The sequence below is a fragment of the Phocaeicola fibrisolvens genome, assembly GCF_025567125.1.
Lineage (GTDB): Bacteria > Bacteroidota > Bacteroidia > Bacteroidales > Bacteroidaceae > Phocaeicola > Phocaeicola fibrisolvens.
The window spans coordinates 1-21,632 of record NZ_JAOQJI010000009.1; the positions used below are offsets into that span (position 1 = coordinate 1).

Here is a 21,632-nt window from a genome sequence, read left to right on the forward strand (position 1 = left end):
ATTTAATCAAACCGACCTCACTGCTAATGTTCCGGAGGGTAACGGTCCTAGACAGCTTACGCTGTGGTAAAATTTCTCCGGACAGCAATGATTGCATTTTGTTCTTGTAAGGAAGGATATGGTATTTTTATATAACAAAAATCTGAATAACTGATTTGTTTACCGTCTCTTATACCAATTACTGCAACAGCCAAGCGTTGAATGAAATCATTACTCTTAAAGTAAACTTTATAAAAAACATCACTTATGTCTGTCTTCTTTTTTAAGACTGTATATGCCGGACTGACAATACCGCGATATTTTGAATATTCAAGTCCACCTTCAAATGATCTTAAACTAATTACGAAGTCTCCTACATCAACAAGTTTAAAAGATGAAAGATCACCATCTGGCATAGTGACTCTTGTTTCCAACATATCTCTTGGAACGACTCCTTTATCTTGGGTAACAGATAAAAGAGGCTCTAACTTATTAGAACGAATAGAAGAACTTCCAAAAAGTAAACCAGCCTTTACCCTCTTCCACTCTCCACTAAACCCCGGCAAACGTTTCTTTTCTGTGAGTAATTGTTTCATCAATCCTTTTTTGCGCAATTCAAGTTTCTCAATGAGCTGCGTTTGCTTTTCAATGGCTTTGTCCCATGTACCTAAAACTTCCGCTATCTTTTGTTGCTCTGGAAGTGGAGGGATGGGAATAATATAATTATTGACAATATCTCCAGATAAGTTACCTTGTCCTCCTTGCAAATATTTAGCAACATACATATTCTTTTTCAATTCTAAAAACGAACATAAAAAAGATGTAAGCAAATTATAAGGACGAATACATAAGATAGCTTGATTGATAGCTCCATTTATTTGAGATATTGCAGAATCTCCGCTATTTGCACCATACAAGGCTATCAATAAATCACCTTTTTCTACTATTTTAGCAGATGACTCAGCTAATCCCAACTCAGAAAGGAATAATGCTGTATTTTTTTGATGTATCTCACCAGAACGGATAAAAGGTATATTGCCACCATAATATTCATTATTACCTGCTTTAGGTGTTCCGCCACTAAAACTTTCAGCCACGTCTCCTAATTTCTTTACCTCCCATTCTTGGGGAATAATCCCAAGTGGTGAATTCTTATATCCTTGTGGTATATTATTGTTCGTTTTCATGTTGTGAAACCGTATCATCATTTTTATTAACAATGACTTTTAGCGTATTACCAACGGTATGTGCTATGTCTAATGCCTTGTCAAGATCTTTTTGGTCATTTGGATCGCTTGTCGCTTTAATAATGTCACCAATAAGGTCAACTAATTTACTGTAATTATCTAACTTGTCATTCATTTTTTGTGTAATAGTTAAATCAAACAGGATTGTTGCTTTCTATGAAAGTCGTTAAGAAACGACCTATTACGTTTATAATATCTGCTTCATCTTGTTTTGATAAAGATTCAAGATAAGAAAATTCTTTATTATATAGACTATCGTAATAATAACCATTTGTCAAGGAAATATCAATCTTGTAAACGAACTGTTGTATAATCAGTCTGACTACAATTATTCTTGTAGCCGTAGTAACCGCAGTAGGTTTAGTTACTGTCATTCTTGACGTGTAAGTATTGTTGCTTGTGTCAAATACAAATTCCGCAACACCTGGTTCCCATATAAAAGACGAGAATATTGAATAAAACTCTGAAAGTTCAGAGTCGATGCGATTAAGTAAAGGCTGATATACCTTGTTGAGGACATTATCTAAGAACTCATCTGTAAGTGCCGGTTTGTTCAACTTATCACGATATTTCAGTTTTAGACTCTTCCTCCAGTCGTCAGCTTCATCTATACTTTCACCATGTGCAGCTTTTATACTTATAATCAACGCACGTTCCAAACATTTTGACATATACCCAATAAACGGTTCAAGTTGCTTTACCTCGGCATGAGCACCAACAGATGGAGTTGACCCTACGACAACATCGCATCGGTTTAACGCCGTAAGATAATTTGATTTGTCCTTACTCTTAACAACAAGCATGGGATAGCCATGACGTGTGAGAATGTAGTTCACAAGTAGACGTGAAATGCTCCCATTGCCATCCTCAAAAGGATGGATACGAATGTAACGGTAGTGAAACACCGACGCAAGTTCAATCGGAGACATATTATTGTTCTGTTCAGCCTCGTTATACCAATTTACGAGGTCATTCATAAGAGCCGGCGTTTCTTCGGGTGAAGCATATTCAAAGCGTTCGCCAGTCACCGTTATCACCGAATTGGGGCGGGTTTTGTACACGCCTGCATGAATGACATAGGAAGTGGTGGTTCCATCCGGTAACTGACGGTATAGGGTATAATCTTCACGAAGCAAGGTATGATGCAACTGACGGATAAAAGTCTCCGTCAAAGGATGGCTTTTATCGTCTGCCTCTTCTTGTATCATTCTCAGACAGACATTATGGGCTTTCATCTCTTCTAGATCCTTCATGTTAGCCTCGTCTACAACCTTTCCGAACAGTAACAACAGTTCGGTCTGCCCATAGGTCAAAGTGTTTCCTTCTATATGGTTGGAGTTGTAATTGAACTCCAACATGAATTTACGGTCCAGTCTGTTCTTATCTTCCGGCTTTAACGGCTGTAAAGCCAACCACTCATTATATAATTGATCAATGTGAGCCATACTTTCTAAATCTTAATATCCCAATTCCTTTAGATAATCTCTCATTTTAGCTTGAACCTCCGCCAATTCGGCTTCGAGCGCATCAATCTCTTTCTGCACGGCCGGAATATCCACTTCTGCTTCTTCCTCAAAAGTGTCCACATAGCGAGGAATGTTCAGGTTATAGTCATTATCCTGGATATCGGCTGGAGTGGCCACAAAAGCATATTTTTCTTCTGCGACACCAGGTTCAAGCTGCCCTGCCGTGAACCGTTGATAGACAGAAACAATATGATCGATGTCTTCCGGACGTAGTTTGTTCTGATTCTTTCCGTTTTCATACTCTCTGCTGGCATCGATAAACAACACATTGTCTGTTTTTTTCCCTTTGTTGAAAATAGCAATAGCTGCCGGAATACCTGTTCCGAAAAACAGATTAGCCGGCAATCCGATAACAGCTTCCAACAAATTCTCATCAATCACCTGTTTGCGGATTTTGCCTTCGCTTGCTCCGCGGAACAGTACGCCGTGGGGAATTACCACACCAACTTTACCACTACCTTCCTGAGCAACTTCTATCATGTGGGAAATAAAAGCCCAATCACCTTTACTTTTTGGGGGAATACCTCTCCAAAAACGATTATAGGGGTCATGAGCTGCCTCTTCAGCGCCCCATTTATCCAATGAAAACGGGGGATTGGCAATCACTGTGTCGAACTTCATCAATTTGTCATCCTCTTTCAGCTTTGGATTACGCAACGTATCTCCCCAACGAATCACCGCATTGTCGAAGCCGTGAAGAAACATGTTCATCATGGCCAGCGCCCAAGTACTGCCATTCACTTCCTGTCCATAAAGCGAGAAGTTATTATTGCCCACCTCCTTACCGGCTTTAATCAGCAGAGAACCAGAACCGCAAGTCGGATCGCAAATACGCGCCCCTGGTTTACTTTTTGTCAGCTTTGCCAACAACGTAGAGACTTCGGCTGGCGTAAAAAACTCTCCAGCTTTCTTGCCAGACTCACTGGCAAAAGTGGATACAAGATACATATATGAATCTCCAATGATATCATTATTTTCCAAATGAGATTCATCCAATTCCAGTTCGCTGAAATCAACCAACAGATTCTTCAGCCGGGCATTTTTTTCTTTCGGCTCTCCTAAATTGGCAGAATTAAAACTAATATTCCGAAAAATACTGCTACCGTCTTCACTGCTCATTTTTTCCCGGTTGGCATCTTCTATGTCAGCCAATGCCATGTCAATCAATTCTCCTATATTATCCGCTGTGCGGTGTTGATATAAATAATCAAACGAACTTGTTTCAGGAATGACAAACCGCTCGTGCCGCATGGAGCGGGCTGCTCGCTCCTTGTCTCCTTCGTATCTGTTCAAATATTCTGAATATTTGGCTTTGTAGACATCACTGACATATTTCAAAAATAGCATAGTCAGGATATAATCTTTATATTGACTAGGGTCTATCACTCCACGGAAAGTGTCACAAGCCTTCCAAACTACACGATTGATTTGTGACTGGTCTGTTTTTTGTTGAATTTCCATATATCGATTACTTTATTTTATTCATTAATAATTGTTGTACAATGGCCTGTTTCTTTTCAATGATTGCTTGCTGTAGCTCCATTTCTCTTTTTGACAGACGGGCTATGGCTACAATCGTTTTCTGTTCTTCTAACGAAGGAACAGGTATCTCTAAATTTTCTACAGCAGGTTTATGAATAAGCGGTGTCGCACTACCAGCCTGGTTACTCTTGAAATATGCCCTTACAGAAGGTTGACGCAGAAACCAGCAAAGATACTCAGGTGTAACTATCGGTGATTTCAACCGAATCACAAAAAAGGAAGTGGAAGCCACTGCTTTTTCCTGACCATGAAACACTACACTTAAATAGTTCACTCCTTTAGAAGCAAAAAGGATATCGCCGTCTTGCAACAAATATTTCTGCATTTTAGGTGTCTGCAATACCCGTGAAGCATACTTCGTGATTACAATATCAGTACAATCTTTGGTCTGCAAGTAGGCTATTTCTCCATCTGGGTCTGTTTTTTCATATACACCAGACAGAATCTCAGCAAACTCTTTTAGTAATATTTTTTTCTTAGTAATCATTTTACTCCATATTGATACTGCAAATATACATCTTATCTTTTACTTTCCAAATTAATTCTCATTATTTTTCTAAGTAATCAGATTACTATATTTATATTACAGACTTAATAGTGTATATTATCATCTAACAGCAACAATCTATAATTATCCATAGATCTAATCTTAAAACTCCCCTATCCATACCCCCATCCGCCCTCTCATTTTCTACATTCCGCATCCGGAAACCGTACGTTTCTGCCTGCGGAGACATACATTTCCCGACTGGAAAACCTACGTTTCCGCCCCGCGAAACGTAGAAAAACAGGAAGCGTCTCTCCGTCTGTGCCCTTGTCTTTTCAAGACCACAAAGCCTCCTTTCCACCCAGCATCCCCTCTACCTCACCTTCTGCGCCACGTTTCCGCTCCCGCATTTTCGCAATTGCACTTTTTTCCGTATTTTTGCACCCGATTCACAGTACTATTTTATGAAATACAAACTATTAGCATTAGACCTCGACGGTACGCTTACCAACTCGAAAAAAGTAATCACCCCTCACACCCGGGAAACGCTTCTTAAAGCGCAGGAAAAAGGAGTAAAAATCATACTGGCTTCCGGACGGCCCACCTACGGCATCGTGCCTCTGGCCGAACAGCTGGAGCTTCAGAAATACGAAGGATACATCCTGGCCTATAACGGAGGAGAAATCACCGACTGGAAAACCAAAGAAGTGATATGCAAGAACCTTCTCGACCCGGAGGTGCTTCCCTACCTGTATGAATGTGCCAAGAAGAACGATTTCGCCATCGTGACCTACGACGGGGAATATGTGCTGACCGAAAAGCCCGACGATGAATACGTGCTGAAAGAGGCGCTGCTCAACGTGATGAAAATCAAGAAGGTGGACAACTTCCTGGAGGCTGTGAAGCACCCCATTGCCAAATGTCTGATTGTGGGCGACCCTACCCGTCTGGCGGTACTGGAGAAAGAGATGTACGACCACCTGAAAGACCGCATGGGCGTGTTCCGCTCCGAGCCTTATTTCCTGGAACTGGTGCCGAAGGGTATCGACAAGGCCCTTTCACTGGCGGGTATGCTGGAAAAGATTGGGGTGTCGCGCGAAGAAATGATTGCCATCGGCGACGGATTCAATGACCTGTCCATGATTAAATACGCCGGACTAGGGATTGCCATGGCCAACGCGCAGGACGTGGTAAAAGAAAACGCCGACTTCATCACTCTATCGAATGAAGAAGACGGCGTGGCGTATGCGGCAGAAAAATTCATTCTGTCTTAGGCTTCCGGTCGAAGAACGGATTCTTGGAGGATGCGCTCACGGGGATGGCATACACCTGGGTGCATCCGTCCAGCCAGTCGAGTTGCTGGGCCGCCAGTCCGGCTGAGAACATGACCCGCGTATCCACCCGATGGTCGGCAGCTACGGAGCAGGCCGACCCGATGGCGATGCCTACATCCACACTGTTGATGGCGCAAGGCACTCCTTCCTTGCGGCTGGCGCAGGTCTCATACCCACAATGTCCGCAATCCAATCCCTGCGGATGTGAATGAGTGCCTATCAGCACAATACACTCTGCCTGCAGGATATTGTCGGCGTCCCGCAAGAAGAATTTAAACCCATTGTCTTCATACATCTGCTTCATCGTGTCCGACAGGATACGGATGTTGCTTTCCGTCACCATGGCCACCTCTATGATGTCCACACCCTTCCCCTTGGGGGCCGTGCGGGCGGCTGTCATCATCTGCTGTGCCACCTGCAACACTTGTTCATGGCGGCTGTCTCTTTCATTCAGTATCATATCTCCTTCAAGTTAAAACAATATACAATAAAAAAAAGGGTTATATCCGAGTTCCTCTGCCTGAGCTTCGGATACTCTAAATATAACCCTTTTCAAAATAAATCGCCAAATGATTTATTTCTTTTTTCCTTTTTTCAGGTCATTTTCATGAATGGCCTCTTCTACTTGATAAGCCGGCGCATGTTTTTTATGCATACCTTTCGGTTTTTTATTACCTGCAGCTCCCATAGTAAAAACCTCCTTTCAAAGTCCTTTAAAAAGTCAAACGATATAATTTATTATTTCAATAAATCCAGTTGTTTGAAGCACTTGATTAATTTTTCAATGGCGAAGTCCACCTGTTCCTTGGTGTGAGTAGCCATCAGTGCAAAGCGCACCAGTGTGTCCTGCGGTGCACAGGCAGGCGGGATTACCGGATTGATGAAGACACCTTCGTCAAAGGCCAGCTTGGTCACTTCGAAGGTCTTGTCCGTATCGCGCACGTACAACGGAATAATCGGACTTTCTGTATCACCGATTTCAAATCCAGCGTCACGGAAACTCTTCAACGCATAATTAGTAATTTCCCATAATTTCTTCTGACGTTCCGGTTCAGTCTTGAAAATATGAATAGCCTCTCTGGCGGCAGCCGTAGCAGCCGGTGTGTTGCTGGCCTGGAAGATATAAGAACGGGCATTGTGGCGCAACCAGTTGATGACGTCCTTGTCACCGGCTACGAAACCACCGATAGATGCCAGTGACTTGCTGAACGTACCCATAATCAGGTCGACATCGTCCGTTACGCCGAAATGGTCGCATACACCGCGGCCTTCGCGACCGAAGACACCCAAACCGTGAGCTTCGTCTACATAAATGCTGGCATTGTATTTTTTCTTCAGACGGACAATTTCCGGCAGGTTAGCCAAGTCGCCTTCCATGGAGAACACGCTGTCCACTACAATCAGTTTCACAGCGTCCGGTTCGCATTTCTGGAGTTCTTTCTCCAAAGCCTCCATGTCATTATGCTTGTATTTCAGCTGAGTGGCAAAAGAAAGACGGCGTCCGTCTACGATAGATGCGTGGTCGCGGTCGTCGCAAATGATGTAGTCACCACGTCCGGCCAACTGAGGAATCACTCCTTCATTCACCGTAAAACCCGTAGAGAAACAGAGCGCTTCATCTTTTCCAACGAATTCAGCCAGCTCTTTTTCCAGCTGCACGTGGATATCAAGTGTTCCGTTCAACAGACGGGAACCGGCACATCCCGTACCGTATTTGCGAGTCGCTGCAATGGCCGCGTCAATAATTCTTTGGTCGTGAGTCAAGCCCATGTAAGAGTTTGAACCAAACATCAGCACCTTCTTTCCGTCCATCATCACCTCTGTGTCCTGGGCACTGTCTATTTCCCGGAAATAAGGATAAACGCCTCTTTCCATATACATCTGAGGCAATCTGAATTTACTAAATTTTTCCTGTAATAATCCCATATTCTAAGTATCTGGTAAGCATCCCAGCTTACGTTAAACTTTATACTTATGCAACCTGTCGTTACATCCTTTTCACTAAGAACGTGCAAAGATAATAAAAACTCCAAAACCCGACGCAAATCCACTAAAAAAAATGGTTTCTTGTTTAATTATCCACAAAAAAGGGCGCTGATTATAAAGATAATGTTATTTTTGTACTCCCAAAATTTAAGGAAACAGGTTTATGGACACGAAAAAGCGAATCATTTTTGTAGTCAACCCCATATCCGGAACACACGGAAAAGAATTCATACTAAAGCTGATTGGCCAAGAACTGGACGCATCCAAATACGACTATTCCATCCGGAAAACTGAATATGCCGGACATGCTTCGGAAATAGCCGCACAGGCCGCCGCCGAAGGTACAGACATCGTGGTAGCCATCGGCGGAGACGGAACCATCAATGAAATAGGAAGGGCACTGATCCATACGGATACGGCCATGGGCATCATTCCCTGCGGTTCGGGCAACGGGCTGGCACGCCACCTGCATATCCCCATGGAACCCAGAGCTGCTATCAACGTGCTGAACGCCGGACTTGTCAAGACCATTGATTATGGCATCATCGACAAGCATCCTTTTTTCTGTACATGCGGAGTGGGGTTCGATGCGTTCGTGAGCCTGAAATTCGCCGATTCGGGCAAGAGAGGGCTGCTCACCTATCTGGAAAACACCCTACACGAAAGCCTGACCTACCAGCCGGAGACTTACGAAATTGAGAATTCGGAAGGTACCGTGCGCTACAAGGCTTTTCTAATAGCCTGTGCCAATGCGTCCCAGTACGGGAACAATGCTTATATCGCTCCTCAGGCTTCCCTGACCGACGGCATGATGGACATCACCATTCTAGAACCTTTCACGGTGCTGGATGTACCTTCCTTGTCCTTTCAGTTGTTCAACCGTACCCTCGACCAGAACAGCCGTATCAAGACCATGAAGGACAAACGGATTGTCATCCACCGAGCTCAGGAGGGAGTGTTCCATTTCGACGGCGACCCGATGATGGGAGGAAAAGACCTGGAAGTCCAGATTATCCATCAGGGACTTCATGTCATTGCCCCGATACGCCCCAAGCGCATGCCGTCTCCCCCGCTGAACATCCTCCAGCACTTCACCGATTTCATCGGACGGCGTCCTCTCACATCGACCATTGCCCAGAAGCACAAGCAACTGTTGTTACTTAACCAGCACATTCTGAGAAGACTCTCAAAGAAATGACATTATAACGCCAGATAGAAAGGGCGGGCCAGATTCTCAAATTCTGGGGTATAGACGTGACGGACCGACGACTCAATCACGAGACGGGTGACCTCTGTCTCCGGAAGAGGATGTCTGGCAAACTCCATCAGTACACGCTTGGCTGCCAGTTCCTCACGAGGATGCACCCAGGTCTGACGGGAAAGAAACAGCCCTTTCCCCAATGCCAATGCAATGAAATCCGCGGCTGCCGCTGCCGGAAGAATAACCGAAAAGGTTCCACAATCGGACAAAAGCCTCGCTACGGCCGACAACAAAGCTTCGAAGTCCAGGTCGTCGGTATGCCGCGCCGTGTTCCGTTGCCGTTGCGGACATTTCACGTCCTCCACAAAATACGGTGGATTCGAAACAATCACATCGAAAGTTCCCCAGTCTTCCGGCACGTGGCGGATGTCTTCCCTGCACACCTCAATCCGGTGTTTCCAAGGTGACCGTTCCACGTTCTCACGCGCCTGCACCACAGCCCCCTCGTCAATATCTACTGCAACGACAGAAGCCGTGGCATTGCGTTGAGCCAGCATCAAGGCAATCAAACCGCTTCCGGTGCCGATGTCCAACATGCGGCGGGCATTCTCCACCCGTGTCCAGGCTCCAGCCAGCACACCGTCTGTTCCTACTTTCATGGCACATTTATCATGATACACCACAAATTGCTTGAACTGAAAAAAAGGATTTGGCATATATTCTTCTTAAAATTTGCGCCAAAAATACGTAAATGCAGGCAGAAAGCAGACAAATCCCACATTATTTTTATACTTTAAGCAGGTATTTGAAGCAAATAGTTTCCAAATTCGACACGGAATGATTACCTTTGTGCCGTTTGAACAATAAAAAATGCTTCTTAAATTTAGAAGAGAGAAACCAATATGGCAAAGAAGAAAAAAAATAACGATTTTCTGATCGACGCAGAAGGCGATGACATTCCGATGATGGCCGAATTCGAAACCGTTTCGGCAGAAGATGCTCCTAAGGATCTTTCCAAGGAATTTCCCGTCATGCCCCTACGCAACCTGATGATATTTCCCTCCATCGTAATGCCTATCAGCGTAGGACGACAACCGACCCTGAAACTGGTCAACCAGGCATTCCGTACCAAAGAATCAATTGTAATCACTACGCAAAAAGTAGGTGAAATAGAATCTCCCAAGCAGAAAGACTTGTTCCCCATCGGGGTTGTCGGGAAGGTGCTCCGTGTATTCGAAATGCCCGGAGGCAATATTACGGCCATACTTCAGGCCACCGGACCCAAAGTCAAACTGGAGGAGATTACAAGCACTCGTCCCTTCCTGAAAGGAAAAGTATCCTTGATTGAGGAGAATATGGAGGAAGAAAAGACGGATGAGTTCAAGACGCTGATAGATACGTGCAAGGAGCTGAGCAAAAAAATAATCGACCTTTCGGACGACATTTCTCCCGACACGGCCTTCGCCCTGAAAAACCTGGACGACAACGAGGTGCTGGTGAATTTCATCTCGGGCAACTTCCCTTTCCCAATCGACGAGAAGTATGAGTTGTTGCAGATGAACGACCTGAAATCCAGACTGTACCGTCTAATTCAGCTGCTCAACAAAACTATCCAGCTGGCTACGCTGAAGCAGAACATCCAGATGCGTACCCGCGAAGACCTGGACCGCCAGCAAAAGGAGTATTTCTTGCAACAACAAATCAAGAACATTCAAGACGAACTGGGCAACGGACAGGACGGCGAAATCGAGGAACTCCAGAAAAAGGGCGAGAAAAAGCTCTGGAAACCGGAGGTGAAGGAGATTTTCGACCGCGAACTGGCCAAACTGGAACGCATCAACCCGCAATCGCCCGACTATAATGTGCAGCTGACGTATCTGCAGACGTTGCTTTCCCTGCCGTGGGGAGTCTATACCAAGGATGTGATTGACATTCCGAATGCCAAGAAGATTCTGGACAAGGAACACTACGGACTGGAGAAGGTGAAAGAACGTATTCTGGAATACCTGGCCGTACTGAAGCTGAAAGGCGACCTGAAATCGCCGATTATCTGTCTTTATGGCCCTCCGGGTGTAGGAAAGACCTCACTGGGACGTTCCATCGCTACGGCCCTGAAGCGGAAATATGTCCGCATGTCACTGGGTGGCGTACACGACGAGGCGGAAATCCGCGGACACCGCAAGACATACATCGGTGCCATGCCGGGACGTATCATCAAGAGCCTGATCAAGGCGGAGACCTCCAACCCGGTCATCATTCTGGATGAAATTGACAAGCTGAGCAACGACAACCACGGCGACCCGAGTTCGGCCATGCTGGAGGTGCTCGATCCGGAACAGAACAACACGTTCCACGACAACTATGTGGACATCGACTACGACTTGTCGAACGTCATGTTCATTGCCACGGCCAACAACCTGGGCACCATCCCTACTCCGTTGCTCGACCGTATGGAACTGATTGAGGTGAGCGGTTACATCACCGAAGAGAAAATCGAGATTGCCCGCCGCCACCTGATTCCGAAGGAAATGGAAAAGAACGGCTTGCAGAAGGAACACGTGAAGTTCACCAAGCCGGCCATCGAATACATCATCGAGAACTATACCCGTGAAAGCGGCGTGCGTGAGCTGGAGAAGAAAATCAGTAAGGTGATGCGGAAAATCGCCCTGGAAATCGCCAGCGGGGAATTTACCGAAACACATGAGCTGAAACCGAAGGACATCGAGAAGTTCCTCGGCCCGCAGGAATACTCCCGCGACAAGTACCAAGGCAACGAATATGCCGGCGTGGTGACCGGACTGGCCTGGACGGCGGTAGGCGGCGAAATCCTGTTCGTGGAAACCAGTCTGAGCCGCGGAAAGGGACAGTTGACCCTGACCGGAAACCTGGGTTCCGTAATGAAGGAATCGGCCATGCTGGCACTGGAATACCTGAAAGCACACAGCCATCTGCTCGACTTGCCAGAAGGTATCTTCGACAACTGGAATATCCATATCCACGTGCCGGAAGGAGCCATTCCGAAAGACGGTCCTTCTGCCGGAATCACGATGGTCACCTCACTGGCTTCTGCACTGACCCAGCGGAAGGTGAAAGCCAACCTGGCCATGACGGGCGAAATCACTCTGCGCGGACGAGTATTGCCGGTAGGCGGTATCCGCGAAAAGATTCTGGCCGCCAAACGTGCCGGTATCAAGGACATCATCTTGTGTGAAGAAAACCGCAAGGACATCAACGAAATCCAGCCGATGTACCTCACGGGCATGACCTTCCACTACGTGAAGGACATCAAGGAGGTGCTCCGTCTGGCCCTGACCGACGAGAAGGTGGCCGATGCCATTGATTTCACCGTGAAAGAAGACAAAGACAAAAACCAAGAAAACCCAGCACAATGAAGTTTGAGTTACAATATACGGATCCCAAATCGAATGCCCGCGCCGGTCTGATTACGACCGACCACGGGCAGATTGAGACCCCTATCTTTATGCCGGTCGGCACACTCGGTACAGTAAAGGGGGTGCATCTTCACGAACTGAAGAACGACATCAAGGCCCAGATTATCCTGGGAAACACGTATCACCTCTATCTGCGCCCGGGACTCGACATCATTGAGGGGGCCGGAGGACTGCATAAGTTCAACGGCTTCGACCGCCCGATGCTGACCGATAGCGGGGGCTTCCAGGTGTTCTCCCTCTCCGATATCCGGAAACTGCGGGAAGAGGGCGTGGAGTTCCGCTCGCACATCGACGGGTCGAAGCACCTGTTCACTCCGGAACGGGTGATGGACATCGAACGCACCATCGGGGCCGACATCATCATGGCTTTCGATGAATGTGCGCCCGGCACCTCCGACTATGACTATGCCAAGAAGTCGATGGAGCTGACGCATCGCTGGCTCGACCGCTGCTGCGCCCGTTTCAACGAAACGGAGCCCAAGTACGGCTACAGCCAGTCGCTCTTCCCCATCGTGCAGGGATGTGTGTATCCCGACCTGCGCCGGCGCTCGGCAGAGTACATCGCTTCGAAGAATGCCGACGGAAACGCCATCGGCGGACTGGCCGTAGGGGAACCGACGGAGAAAATGTATGAGATGATTGAAGTGGTCAACGAAATATTGCCTACCGACAAGCCCCGCTACCTGATGGGCGTGGGAACTCCGGTCAATATTCTGGAAGGCATCGAACGAGGAGTGGACATGTTCGACTGCGTGATGCCGACCCGCAACGGCCGAAACGGCATGCTCTTCACCAAAGACGGCATCATGAACATGCGCAACAAGAAATGGGAGAACGATTACTCCCCCATCGAAGCCGACGGTGCTTCCTACGTGGACACGATGTACAGCCGTGCCTACCTGCGCCACCTGTTCCATGCCCAGGAGCTGCTTGCCCTCCAGATTGCCTCCATCCACAACCTGGCCTTCTACCTCTGGCTCGTGGGCGAGGCCCGCAAGCACATCATCGCCGGCGACTTCTCTACCTGGAAGCCGATGATGGTGAAACGTTTATCTACCCGATTGTAATTGTAGTTTGATATGAAGCACAATGTGTTCCAGCTGTTCCGTTTCTACCTGAAGACAGGAATGGAACAGCTGAAAAAATTAAAAGGAAACCCGTTCAAGAAGAAATGGCTGAAACGGCTCGACAGGTACATCATCGTGAAGTTCCTGGGCACCTATTTCTTTGCCATCGCACTGATTATCTCCATTGCCGTGGTGTTCGACATCAATGAAAACATTGACGACTTCATCAACAACAAGGCGCCCATCAGTGCCATCATCTTCGACTATTACCTGAACTTCATCCCTTACTACACCAACCTGTTCAGTCCGCTGTTCGTGTTCATCGCCGTGATTTTCTTCACATCGAAACTGGCGGAGAACTCCGAAATCATCGCCATGTTCTCCACGGGCATGAGTTTCAAGCGGCTCATGGTGCCTTATATGATTTCGGCGGCCATCATCGCCCTGGTCACCTACGTGCTGAGCACGGAAGTCATCCCCACGGGAAGTGTGACTCGACTGAAGTTCGAACAGGTGTACAAGAACAAGAAACGGACGGACTACGTGCGCAACATCCAGTTGGAGGTGGACACGGGGGTAATTGCCTACATGGAACGCTACGAGGACTACAACAAGACGGCCTACCGTTTCTCGCTCGATAAGTTTGAAGACCATAAACTGGTGTCACATCTCACGGCCCGCCGTATCACCTACGACACGACCGCCGTACACCGGTGGATTATCAAGGACTACATGATCCGCGAGATGAAGGGCATGCGCGAAACCATCACCCGTGGTGACCGTATGGACTCCATCATCAACATGGAGCCGCAGGACTTCCTGATTACCCGCGGACAGCAGGAAACCATGACCAGTCCGCAACTTCGGGAATACATCGACAAGCAGAAGCAACGAGGGTTCGCCAACATCAAAGTGTTCGAAGTGGAATACTACCGACGCATCGCTACCTCGTTCGCGGCCTTCATTCTGACGGTCATTGGGCTCTCGCTTTCGTCGCAGAAACGAAAAGGAGGTATGGGACTTCACTTGGGTATCGGTATCGCCCTGAGCTTCTCCTACATCCTGTTCCAGACCATTTCGTCGACCTTCGCCATCAACGGAAACGCGTCGCCGAATCTGGCAGTATGGATTCCGAACATCCTCTATCTGTTCATTGCGATTTACCTCTATCGGAAGGCGCCAAAATAAAATAAAACGCTACAGAAACCCAATTCCTTTATTATAACAAAAATGCATCCCAAAGTCGTTTTTCACTTTCAGGATGCATTTTTTATTTGGAAAGTCCGAGCCTGTGAAGGACAATCATCACAAAAAGATAAGACCATTTCAACACAGAAAGACGAGACTGTTTCGACACAGAAATATTAAGGGGAAAGTCTTACAGGTTGAGTCTTAAAAGTAAAAATCTCCTGCTTTATTTCGCCTATCTGAATTGTATGGCTAAAAGCAGGAGATTCTTTGGGGTAACCGATAGATTGCAAGTAAATCTAACCCATTTTTCTATCAGCGAACGCCTCACATCTTTTTATTCTACGTCCAGATTCTCGTCACTCCATTTTACCGAACAAAGTTCTCGGGAATCACTGAAGAACGGAACTTTATTTCAAGTACGTGCGAAAGAACTGTTCGATTTTGTCGAAGGGAATCACGTCCATCCGGTCGTACAGGTCCACATGACTGGCACCGGGGATAATGAGCAGTTCCTTGTTGTCGCCCTTGAGCTTCTTGAAAGCATCTTCGCTGAAGTAACGTGAATGGGCCTTCTCGCCGTGAATCATCAGCACGGCACTGCGTATCTCATCGCTATACGACAGGATGGGCATGTTCATGAATGAAAGGGCTGAGGTCTTGTTCCACCCGTTGTTGGAGTTGAGCGAACGTTTGTGGTAGCCGCGCGGCGTCTTGTAATACGCATGATAATCCTTCACAAACTGGGGCGCATCGGCAGGCAGCGGATTGACCACGCCCCCGGCCTGCGCATACGTACCGTGACGGTAGTCTTCCGTACGCTGTGCATTAAGTTGCTTACGCATTTCATAGCGGGCATCCGCATCCATGACATCAAAATAACCGTTGGCTGTTACCCGGCTCATATCATACATCGTGGAAGTCACCGTGGCTTTGATACGGGTATCAATGGCTGCCGCATTGAGAGCCATGCCTCCCCATCCGCAAATACCCAAAATACCGATACGGTCGGCATCCACCTGGTCGCAGGTGGACAGAAAATCCACCGCCGCACAGAAATCTTCCGTATTGATGTCGGGCGAAGCTACGTAACGCGGTTCGCCCCCACTCTCACCCGTGTACGAGGGGTCGAAGGCAATGGTGAGAAAGCCCCGTTCAGCCAGCACCATAGCATATAACCCGGACGACTGTTCCTTCACGGCCCCGAACGGTCCGCTTACGGCGATGGCCGGTAATTTACCTTCTGCCTGTTTGGGCACATACATATCCGCTGCCAGCGTAATTCCATAGCGGTTTATGAAAGTCACCTTCCGGTGGTTCACTTTCGAACTCAAGGGGAACACCTTATCCCATTCCTGCGTGAGATTCAAACTCTGTCTTTCCATTTTCACCTCCGTTTTTACATCCGGCGTTGCGGCGGAAAGGCTGCCCGTAGCCAGAAACCAAGCCGCCGATGCCGCACACAACGTCTTCCACATTTTATTATCCATTTCTACAAGTTTCTATGTTTCTACGGAGGCAAAAATAACGCAAAAGCCCCACAGAGGCATTTCTGTGAGGCTCAAACTTCATTTCTGAAAAGCTCAAATCGAAAGTGGAGGTACCAGTGCCGTAGGCGGAATACCATATTGCTTCTTGAAGGCCGTGGAAAAATGGGAAGGGTTCTTGAATCCGACTTCCGCATACACCTCCACCACTTTCTTGTGTTCTTCCTTTATCAAGCGGTAAGCCACTTCCAGCCGCTTGCGAATCAGCCATTTTTCCGGTGTCAGGTCGCTCACCTTCTTGAAATCGCGCTTGAAAGTGGCCAAGCTGCGTCCTGTGTAATGCGCCAATTCCTCCAAAGTAAACTCGTACATATAGTTCCGGTTCATGAAGTCCAAAATATCCATCTTCCAAGGCATACTGAAATCAAACAGTACGATCATGAACCGCTTGTCCGTATGGAGCAAGGCCAATAATCCCTCCTCCAGTTTCAACCGCATCACGTCATCCTGCGGCTTCACCTCCGGATTGAAATAAGGAGTCATCGAAGCGAAAAGGCTCTCAATCTCTGCCGAAGGCGGAAGTTTCATCACGCCAGGAGAGAATTTCTCCACGTTTCCCAACGAACCCTTATGCAGGACATATTTCCCGTACATTTCCCGCAAAAACGGCCGAGTAAAGCACAAGTAGATACCACAATACTGTTCCCCGCAACAAGCCTTCTTGTACATCGTCACCCGGTGGTCGCGCGGAATGAACACACACTCCCCTTTTCCCACATGCACCTGACGGTTTCCGTCGTCAAGCACCATCTCACCGGAAAGCACATAATTCATGGCATATTCTCTGGAACGATGCACACAGGCATCGGCATCGTCATAGAAGAAGCTGAAAAACACGTTCTGGTAGTTAAAAATGATTTTCATAGGGTCATGGGAAAGCGGTTGAGTGTCGGGAATCATGGTTTACAATATTTTCAATGTATCTGCAAAGATACGGAAAGCCAAGTGCAGGGCCAAATAGAAGACACAGTTTTCTGATTTCAGTTATGCCGAGACAGATCCTATTTTCTTTAAAGATACAAAAAAGCTCCTTCGTGCCTTTTTGCACAAAGGAGCTTCTCCAAAATCAGACATACCAACCACTTATTGTGGCCGTACACCTTTATTTATTAGTAACCTAATTCTTTTTCAAGAGTATTGTATTTTTCCTTGTCAAGCTTCCAGTAGATGTTCAGCAAGTACTGACCCCACAACTGGCGGTTGTCTGGCTTCACTTCCTTTGCTTTTTCATAGAAAGGCTGAGCCTTTTCGTACATTTCCTTGATTTTAGCTTCATTGGTTGCATACTTCGGATCGTCCATAGAAAGCTTAGAGTTTTCTTCTACAATTTCCTGTGCAGGGAAGAAGTAGCAGTCACCAATCTTAGAATAAGATTCAGCTACGAAATCCTTACCTTCTGAAATAATCTGATTGAAAGTAGCGATAGCTCCATCGTAATCCTTCTTTTCATACTGAAGCACACCCTTTACATACAAGAAGTAAGGAGTAGAGTTCTTAGCCAATACAGCATCCATCTGAGCCAGACCTTCGTCAATCTTACCCTTCTGGATGTAATAATCCATCAAGTTACCGATGAAGTATTCCTGAGCCGGGAATTTTTCTACACCTTCCTGGATAGCAGCCAACCATTTAGTTGAGTCGGGAGTTTCACCCTTTCCGTAAGTTTCAGCCAAACACATCAATGAACGGTAACCTTCTTCTTTGTGTTCCTTACCGATAGTGGCATATTTAATTACGGCTGCATTGTCTTTCAGAGAGTTTGCAGCAAGAGCAGCATAGTTGGCAATCAACGGAGTCAGCGTATCGTTCTTTACGGCTTTTTCGCTTTCGAACAACGGGTTCTGCGGAGCATCTACATACAAACCGAAGAACTTCAAAGCATTCGCATAGTTGCCTGAGTTGTAAGCGTCAGAACCAGCGTTAGTCAGCTGAGGACGAACAGTAGCCAATGTCTTAGCCAGTTTCTTTCTCAGTTTCGGCTTCTTCAGTTCGCCGCTCTTTACCTTAGCCTGTTCTACTTCATCACATTTCGTGTAGTATTCGAACATCTTCGCCAAGCTGTTGTACAACTTAGCTGTATCAGCTTTGGCACCCGGCAAATACAGTTTCATGTTTTCATCGTCATAGATAGACTTCTGGAAATCACCAGCCAGTTTCCAAGTTTCAGGATCATTGGCGGTTGAAGGATCCGTCAATGCCGGTTCAATGATTTGCGCTGCCTTTGCGGGATCGCTCTTGGCAGATTTTGCTTCCTTCACTACGCTCTCCTGAGCGGAAACAGCACATGCTGTGAAGAATAATGCAGCTGTAAATAAAACTTTTTTCATAAAGGTTTGAATTTAGTAATACAAATATTCAAGTTAGTTTTTGTCCGGATTTTCCTCACCGTCATCCTCCACTGGCTGGATGGCTTCCCCGTCAACCGGCTGGATGTCCGATGGCTGGATGGTTTCTATGTCTTCGGGTTCTTCCTCTTCCGTTTCAGAAGCTACCTTGCAGACAGAACCAATCTGGTCATTCCGTTTTTCCAAATCAATCAGGCGTACACCCTGTGTAGCACGTCCCATGATACGCACATCGGCCACCTTCAAACGGATGGTGATACCCGACTTGTTGATAATCATCAGGTCGTTTTCGTCGGTTACCGACTTGATGGCTACCAGGTGTCCAGTCTTTTCCGTGATGTTCAAGGTCTTCACACCCTTTCCGCCACGGTTGGTCTTGCGGTAGTCCTCAATGTCCGAACGTTTTCCGTAGCCATTCTCAGATACCACCATGATGGTTTCCGTTTCCGGATCCTTGATGCAAATCATTCCGATTACTTCATCAGCCCCATCCTCATCAAGTGTAATACCACGTACACCCGTAGCCGTACGGCCCATTTCGCGGACAGCACTTTCATGGAAGCGGATGGCACGACCGTTGCGGTTGGCAATCACGATTTCGTTGTTGCCGTTGGTCATGCGCACTTCAATCACGCGGTCGTCCTCACGAATCGTAATGGCATTCACACCGTTCTGACGCGGACGTGAGTACTGTTCCAGCAAGGTCTTCTTGATGACGCCGTTCTTCGTGCAGAAAAGTACGTAGTGGCTGTTGATGAAGGCTGTATCGTTCAAGTTCTTTACACGCAGGTAAGCCGTCACCACATCATCAGCCTCGATGTTCAGCAAATTCTGGATAGCACGCCCCTTGGAAGTTTTGTTACCTTCCGGAATTTCATATACTTTCAGCCAGTAGCACTTACCTTTCTGAGTAAAGAACAGAAGAGTGTTGTGCATCGTAGCCGGATAAATATGTTCGATAAAGTCCTCGTTACGGGTTTCACTTCCCTTCGAGCCTACCCCGCCACGGTTTTGTGCATGGAATTCAGAAAGCGGCGTACGCTTGATGTATCCCATGTGGGAGATGGTGATGACCATTTCATCGTCGGCATAGAAATCTTCCGGATTGAATTCTTCCGAAGCATACACGATTTCCGAACGGCGGTCGTCACCGTATTTCTCTTTCACTTCAATCAGTTCGTCCTTGATGACCTTCTTGCAAAGCTCCTCGTTGCTCAGTATTTCCTCGAAGTAAGCAATCTGCTTCATCAAGTCCTCATATTCGGCATGGAGCTGGTCTTGCATCAGACCGGTGAGCTGGCGCAAACGCATTTCCACGATGGCGCGGGCCTGTACCTCACTCAGGTTGAAGCGGGCCATCAGGTTGGTAATCGCCTCGTTCGGGGTCTTGGCCGCACGGATGATGCGGATTACCTCGTCGATATTGTCGGAAGCGATAATCAGACCTTCGAGGATGTGGGCACGTTCCTTGGCCTTGCGCAAGTCGTAGCGTGTACGGCGGATTACCACCTCGTGACGGTGTTCCACAAAATATTTAATCAGGTCCTTCAGGTTGAGCAGACGCGGACGGCCATGAACCAGCGCCACGTTGTTCACACCGAATGAAGTCTGAAGCATGGTCATCTTATAGAGCTTATTGAGCACCACGCTGGCGTTGGCATCCCGCTTGATGTCGATGACGATACGCATACCTTCGCGGTCGGTTTCATCGTTCACGTTCGAAATGCCCTCAATCTTCTTTTCGTTCGACAAGTCGGCGATGCTCTTGATGAGTTCGGCCTTGTTCACGCCGTACGGGATTTCCGTCACCACAATCTTGTCGTGCGTAGGATGCGATTCGATTTCGGCCTTTGCCCGCATCACGATACGTCCGCGTCCGGTTTCGTAGGCATCGCGCACCCCACTTATACCATATATATATCCTCCCGTCGGGAAGTCGGGCGCCTTGATGTATTGCATCAGGCCGTCCACATCAATATCGTTGTTGTCAATGTAAGCCACACAGGCATCAATCACTTCTCGCAAGTTGTGGGTCGGCATGTTGGTAGCCATACCTACGGCGATACCCGATGCTCCGTTCACCAGCAGGTTCGGGATACGGGTCGGCATGACCGTCGGTTCCTGCAACGTGTCATCGAAGTTGTTGGTGAAGTCTACGGTTTCCTTGTAAAGGTCCTGCATCATTTCCTCGCCGATTTTCTTCAGGCGGGCTTCGGTGTATCGCATGGCGGCGGCACTATCCCCGTCGATTGAACCGAAGTTACCCTGACCGTCGACCAGCGGATAACGCATCGACCAGTCTTGAGCCATTCTGACGAGGGCTCCATATACAGACGAGTCACCGTGGGGATGGTATTTACCCAACACTTCACCCACGATTCTCGCGGCTTTTTTATACGGTTTGTCGGAGGTATTTCCCAGTTCCATCATTCCGTACAAGATACGGCGGTGTACCGGTTTGAATCCGTCTCTTACATCCGGGAGGGCGCGTGCCACGATTACCGACATAGAGTAGTCGATGTACGACGACTTCATTTCCTCTTCGATGTTGATTTTTATAATTCTGTCTTGTTCTTGCATTTAACACATTATTAATTATACTTCCTTTTCAAGGCTTGTGAAAAACCATGCTAAAGTACGACTTTTAGCCGATATACAAAAACTTTTCCCCTAAAAAATACGCGTGGCACCTCTTTTGGGAGGGCATACAGCCCGTGTGGCACACATTTTG

General features: G+C 47.2%; 17 protein-coding genes. 5 read left to right on the forward strand and 12 right to left on the reverse strand.

Annotation, left to right across the window (positions count from 1 at the left end; genetic code table 11):
• Nucleotides 1-56: 56 nt before the first annotated feature.
• The 5 genes from OCV81_RS05565 to OCV81_RS05585 are packed head-to-tail and all read right to left on the reverse strand — an operon-like array spanning nucleotide 57 to nucleotide 4,781.
• Nucleotides 57-1,166: a restriction endonuclease subunit S gene (locus tag OCV81_RS05565; protein WP_148329095.1), complete on the reverse strand. Its 1,110-nt coding sequence runs from the start codon at nucleotides 1,164-1,166 to the stop codon at nucleotides 57-59.
• Nucleotides 1,150-1,341, reverse strand: a complete 192-nt coding sequence (locus tag OCV81_RS05570; protein ID WP_148329097.1) for a hypothetical protein — start codon at nucleotides 1,339-1,341, stop codon at nucleotides 1,150-1,152. The genes OCV81_RS05565 and OCV81_RS05570 overlap by 17 nt, the downstream gene beginning before the upstream one ends.
• Before the next feature lie 19 nt (nucleotides 1,342-1,360).
• A complete protein-coding gene (locus OCV81_RS17810) occupies nucleotides 1,361-2,671 on the reverse strand; it encodes a Fic family protein (RefSeq protein WP_148329099.1) in 1,311 nt (436 codons plus the stop codon).
• Between the two features lie 12 nt (nucleotides 2,672-2,683).
• Nucleotides 2,684-4,213: a type I restriction-modification system subunit M gene (locus OCV81_RS05580; RefSeq protein ID WP_148329101.1), complete on the reverse strand. Its 1,530-nt coding sequence runs from the start codon at nucleotides 4,211-4,213 to the stop codon at nucleotides 2,684-2,686.
• Nucleotides 4,214-4,220: 7 nt separating this feature from the next.
• Nucleotides 4,221-4,781, reverse strand: coding sequence for a restriction endonuclease subunit S (locus OCV81_RS05585; protein WP_148329103.1), 561 nt, complete (start codon nucleotides 4,779-4,781; stop codon nucleotides 4,221-4,223).
• A 464-nt stretch (nucleotides 4,782-5,245) separates the two neighbouring features.
• Here OCV81_RS05585 and OCV81_RS05590 point away from each other — a divergent pair, with 464 nt between their 5' ends.
• A complete protein-coding gene (locus OCV81_RS05590; protein ID WP_148329105.1) occupies nucleotides 5,246-6,055 on the forward strand; it encodes a Cof-type HAD-IIB family hydrolase in 810 nt (269 codons plus the stop codon).
• Here the strand turns inward: OCV81_RS05590 and OCV81_RS05595 are convergent.
• Both OCV81_RS05595 and spt read right to left on the reverse strand, forming a co-directional pair.
• Nucleotides 6,042-6,575: a ferredoxin domain-containing protein gene (locus tag OCV81_RS05595; RefSeq protein ID WP_148329107.1), complete on the reverse strand. Its 534-nt coding sequence runs from the start codon at nucleotides 6,573-6,575 to the stop codon at nucleotides 6,042-6,044. The genes OCV81_RS05590 and OCV81_RS05595 overlap by 14 nt on opposite strands.
• Before the next feature lie 278 nt (nucleotides 6,576-6,853).
• Nucleotides 6,854-8,041 carry a serine palmitoyltransferase gene (spt, locus tag OCV81_RS05600; protein ID WP_148329109.1) on the reverse strand — a complete coding sequence of 396 codons (1,188 nt, stop codon included), beginning with the start codon at nucleotides 8,039-8,041 and terminating at the stop codon, nucleotides 6,854-6,856.
• Between the two features lie 223 nt (nucleotides 8,042-8,264).
• Between spt and OCV81_RS05605 the strand changes: the two genes are divergently transcribed.
• Entirely contained in the window at nucleotides 8,265-9,299 is a 1,035-nt protein-coding gene (locus OCV81_RS05605; RefSeq protein ID WP_148329111.1) for a diacylglycerol/lipid kinase family protein, read from the forward strand.
• 2 nt (nucleotides 9,300-9,301) lie between these two features.
• Here OCV81_RS05605 and OCV81_RS05610 read toward each other — a convergent pair whose 3' ends face one another.
• Nucleotides 9,302-10,018 (reverse strand): tRNA1(Val) (adenine(37)-N6)-methyltransferase, encoded by a 717-nt coding sequence (locus OCV81_RS05610; RefSeq protein WP_148329114.1) that lies wholly within the window; start codon nucleotides 10,016-10,018, stop codon nucleotides 9,302-9,304.
• Nucleotides 10,019-10,204: 186 nt separating this feature from the next.
• Between OCV81_RS05610 and lon the strand changes: the two genes are divergently transcribed.
• Genes lon through OCV81_RS05625 form a run of 3 tightly spaced genes read left to right on the forward strand, consistent with a single transcriptional unit; the run spans nucleotide 10,205 to nucleotide 15,009 of the window.
• A complete protein-coding gene (gene lon / locus OCV81_RS05615) occupies nucleotides 10,205-12,694 on the forward strand; it encodes an endopeptidase La (protein WP_022353669.1) in 2,490 nt (829 codons plus the stop codon).
• A complete protein-coding gene (gene tgt / locus OCV81_RS05620) occupies nucleotides 12,691-13,821 on the forward strand; it encodes a tRNA guanosine(34) transglycosylase Tgt (protein ID WP_148329116.1) in 1,131 nt (376 codons plus the stop codon). The genes lon and tgt overlap by 4 nt, the downstream gene beginning before the upstream one ends.
• A 60-nt stretch (nucleotides 13,822-13,881) precedes the next feature.
• The gene (locus OCV81_RS05625) at nucleotides 13,882-15,009 is read left to right on the forward strand and encodes an LptF/LptG family permease (RefSeq protein WP_148329216.1); all 1,128 of its coding nucleotides are present in this window, start codon (nucleotides 13,882-13,884) and stop codon (nucleotides 15,007-15,009) included.
• Between the two features lie 410 nt (nucleotides 15,010-15,419).
• Here OCV81_RS05625 and OCV81_RS05630 read toward each other — a convergent pair whose 3' ends face one another.
• From OCV81_RS05630 to gyrA, 4 genes are all read right to left on the reverse strand, one after another.
• Nucleotides 15,420-16,499 carry an alpha/beta hydrolase gene (locus OCV81_RS05630; RefSeq protein WP_262640182.1) on the reverse strand — a complete coding sequence of 360 codons (1,080 nt, stop codon included), beginning with the start codon at nucleotides 16,497-16,499 and terminating at the stop codon, nucleotides 15,420-15,422.
• A gap of 93 nt (nucleotides 16,500-16,592) precedes the next feature.
• Entirely contained in the window at nucleotides 16,593-17,420 is an 828-nt protein-coding gene (locus tag OCV81_RS05635; RefSeq protein WP_148329118.1) for an AraC family transcriptional regulator, read from the reverse strand.
• A 245-nt stretch (nucleotides 17,421-17,665) separates the two neighbouring features.
• Nucleotides 17,666-18,883 carry a tetratricopeptide repeat protein gene (locus tag OCV81_RS05640; RefSeq protein WP_148329120.1) on the reverse strand — a complete coding sequence of 406 codons (1,218 nt, stop codon included), beginning with the start codon at nucleotides 18,881-18,883 and terminating at the stop codon, nucleotides 17,666-17,668.
• 33 nt (nucleotides 18,884-18,916) lie between these two features.
• Nucleotides 18,917-21,481 (reverse strand): DNA gyrase subunit A, encoded by a 2,565-nt coding sequence (gene gyrA, locus OCV81_RS05645; RefSeq protein ID WP_148329122.1) that lies wholly within the window; start codon nucleotides 21,479-21,481, stop codon nucleotides 18,917-18,919.
• Between the last annotated feature and the right edge of the window lie 151 nt (nucleotides 21,482-21,632).

Bases quoted from the DNA above. Each gene is read 5' to 3' on its own strand.
- OCV81_RS05570 (WP_148329097.1), bottom strand. From the start codon at position 1,341: ATGAATGACAAGTTAGATAATTACAGTAAATTAGTTGACCTTATTGGT.
- lon (WP_022353669.1), top strand. From the start codon at position 10,205: ATGGCAAAGAAGAAAAAAAATAACGATTTTCTGATCGACGCAGAAGGC.
- spt (WP_148329109.1), bottom strand. From the start codon at position 8,041: ATGGGATTATTACAGGAAAAATTTAGTAAATTCAGATTGCCTCAGATG.
- OCV81_RS05640 (WP_148329120.1), bottom strand. From the start codon at position 18,883: ATGAAAAAAGTTTTATTTACAGCTGCATTATTCTTCACAGCATGTGCT.
- tgt (WP_148329116.1), top strand. From the start codon at position 12,691: ATGAAGTTTGAGTTACAATATACGGATCCCAAATCGAATGCCCGCGCC.
- OCV81_RS05590 (WP_148329105.1), top strand. From the start codon at position 5,246: ATGAAATACAAACTATTAGCATTAGACCTCGACGGTACGCTTACCAAC.
- OCV81_RS05595 (WP_148329107.1), bottom strand. From the start codon at position 6,575: ATGATACTGAATGAAAGAGACAGCCGCCATGAACAAGTGTTGCAGGTG.
- OCV81_RS05580 (WP_148329101.1), bottom strand. From the start codon at position 4,213: ATGGAAATTCAACAAAAAACAGACCAGTCACAAATCAATCGTGTAGTT.
- OCV81_RS17810 (WP_148329099.1), bottom strand. From the start codon at position 2,671: ATGGCTCACATTGATCAATTATATAATGAGTGGTTGGCTTTACAGCCG.
- OCV81_RS05625 (WP_148329216.1), top strand. From the start codon at position 13,882: ATGGAACAGCTGAAAAAATTAAAAGGAAACCCGTTCAAGAAGAAATGG.
- gyrA (WP_148329122.1), bottom strand. From the start codon at position 21,481: ATGCAAGAACAAGACAGAATTATAAAAATCAACATCGAAGAGGAAATG.
- OCV81_RS05630 (WP_262640182.1), bottom strand. From the start codon at position 16,499: ATGGATAATAAAATGTGGAAGACGTTGTGTGCGGCATCGGCGGCTTGG.
- OCV81_RS05605 (WP_148329111.1), top strand. From the start codon at position 8,265: ATGGACACGAAAAAGCGAATCATTTTTGTAGTCAACCCCATATCCGGA.
- OCV81_RS05585 (WP_148329103.1), bottom strand. From the start codon at position 4,781: ATGATTACTAAGAAAAAAATATTACTAAAAGAGTTTGCTGAGATTCTG.
- OCV81_RS05635 (WP_148329118.1), bottom strand. From the start codon at position 17,420: ATGAAAATCATTTTTAACTACCAGAACGTGTTTTTCAGCTTCTTCTAT.
- OCV81_RS05565 (WP_148329095.1), bottom strand. From the start codon at position 1,166: ATGAAAACGAACAATAATATACCACAAGGATATAAGAATTCACCACTT.
- OCV81_RS05610 (WP_148329114.1), bottom strand. From the start codon at position 10,018: ATGCCAAATCCTTTTTTTCAGTTCAAGCAATTTGTGGTGTATCATGAT.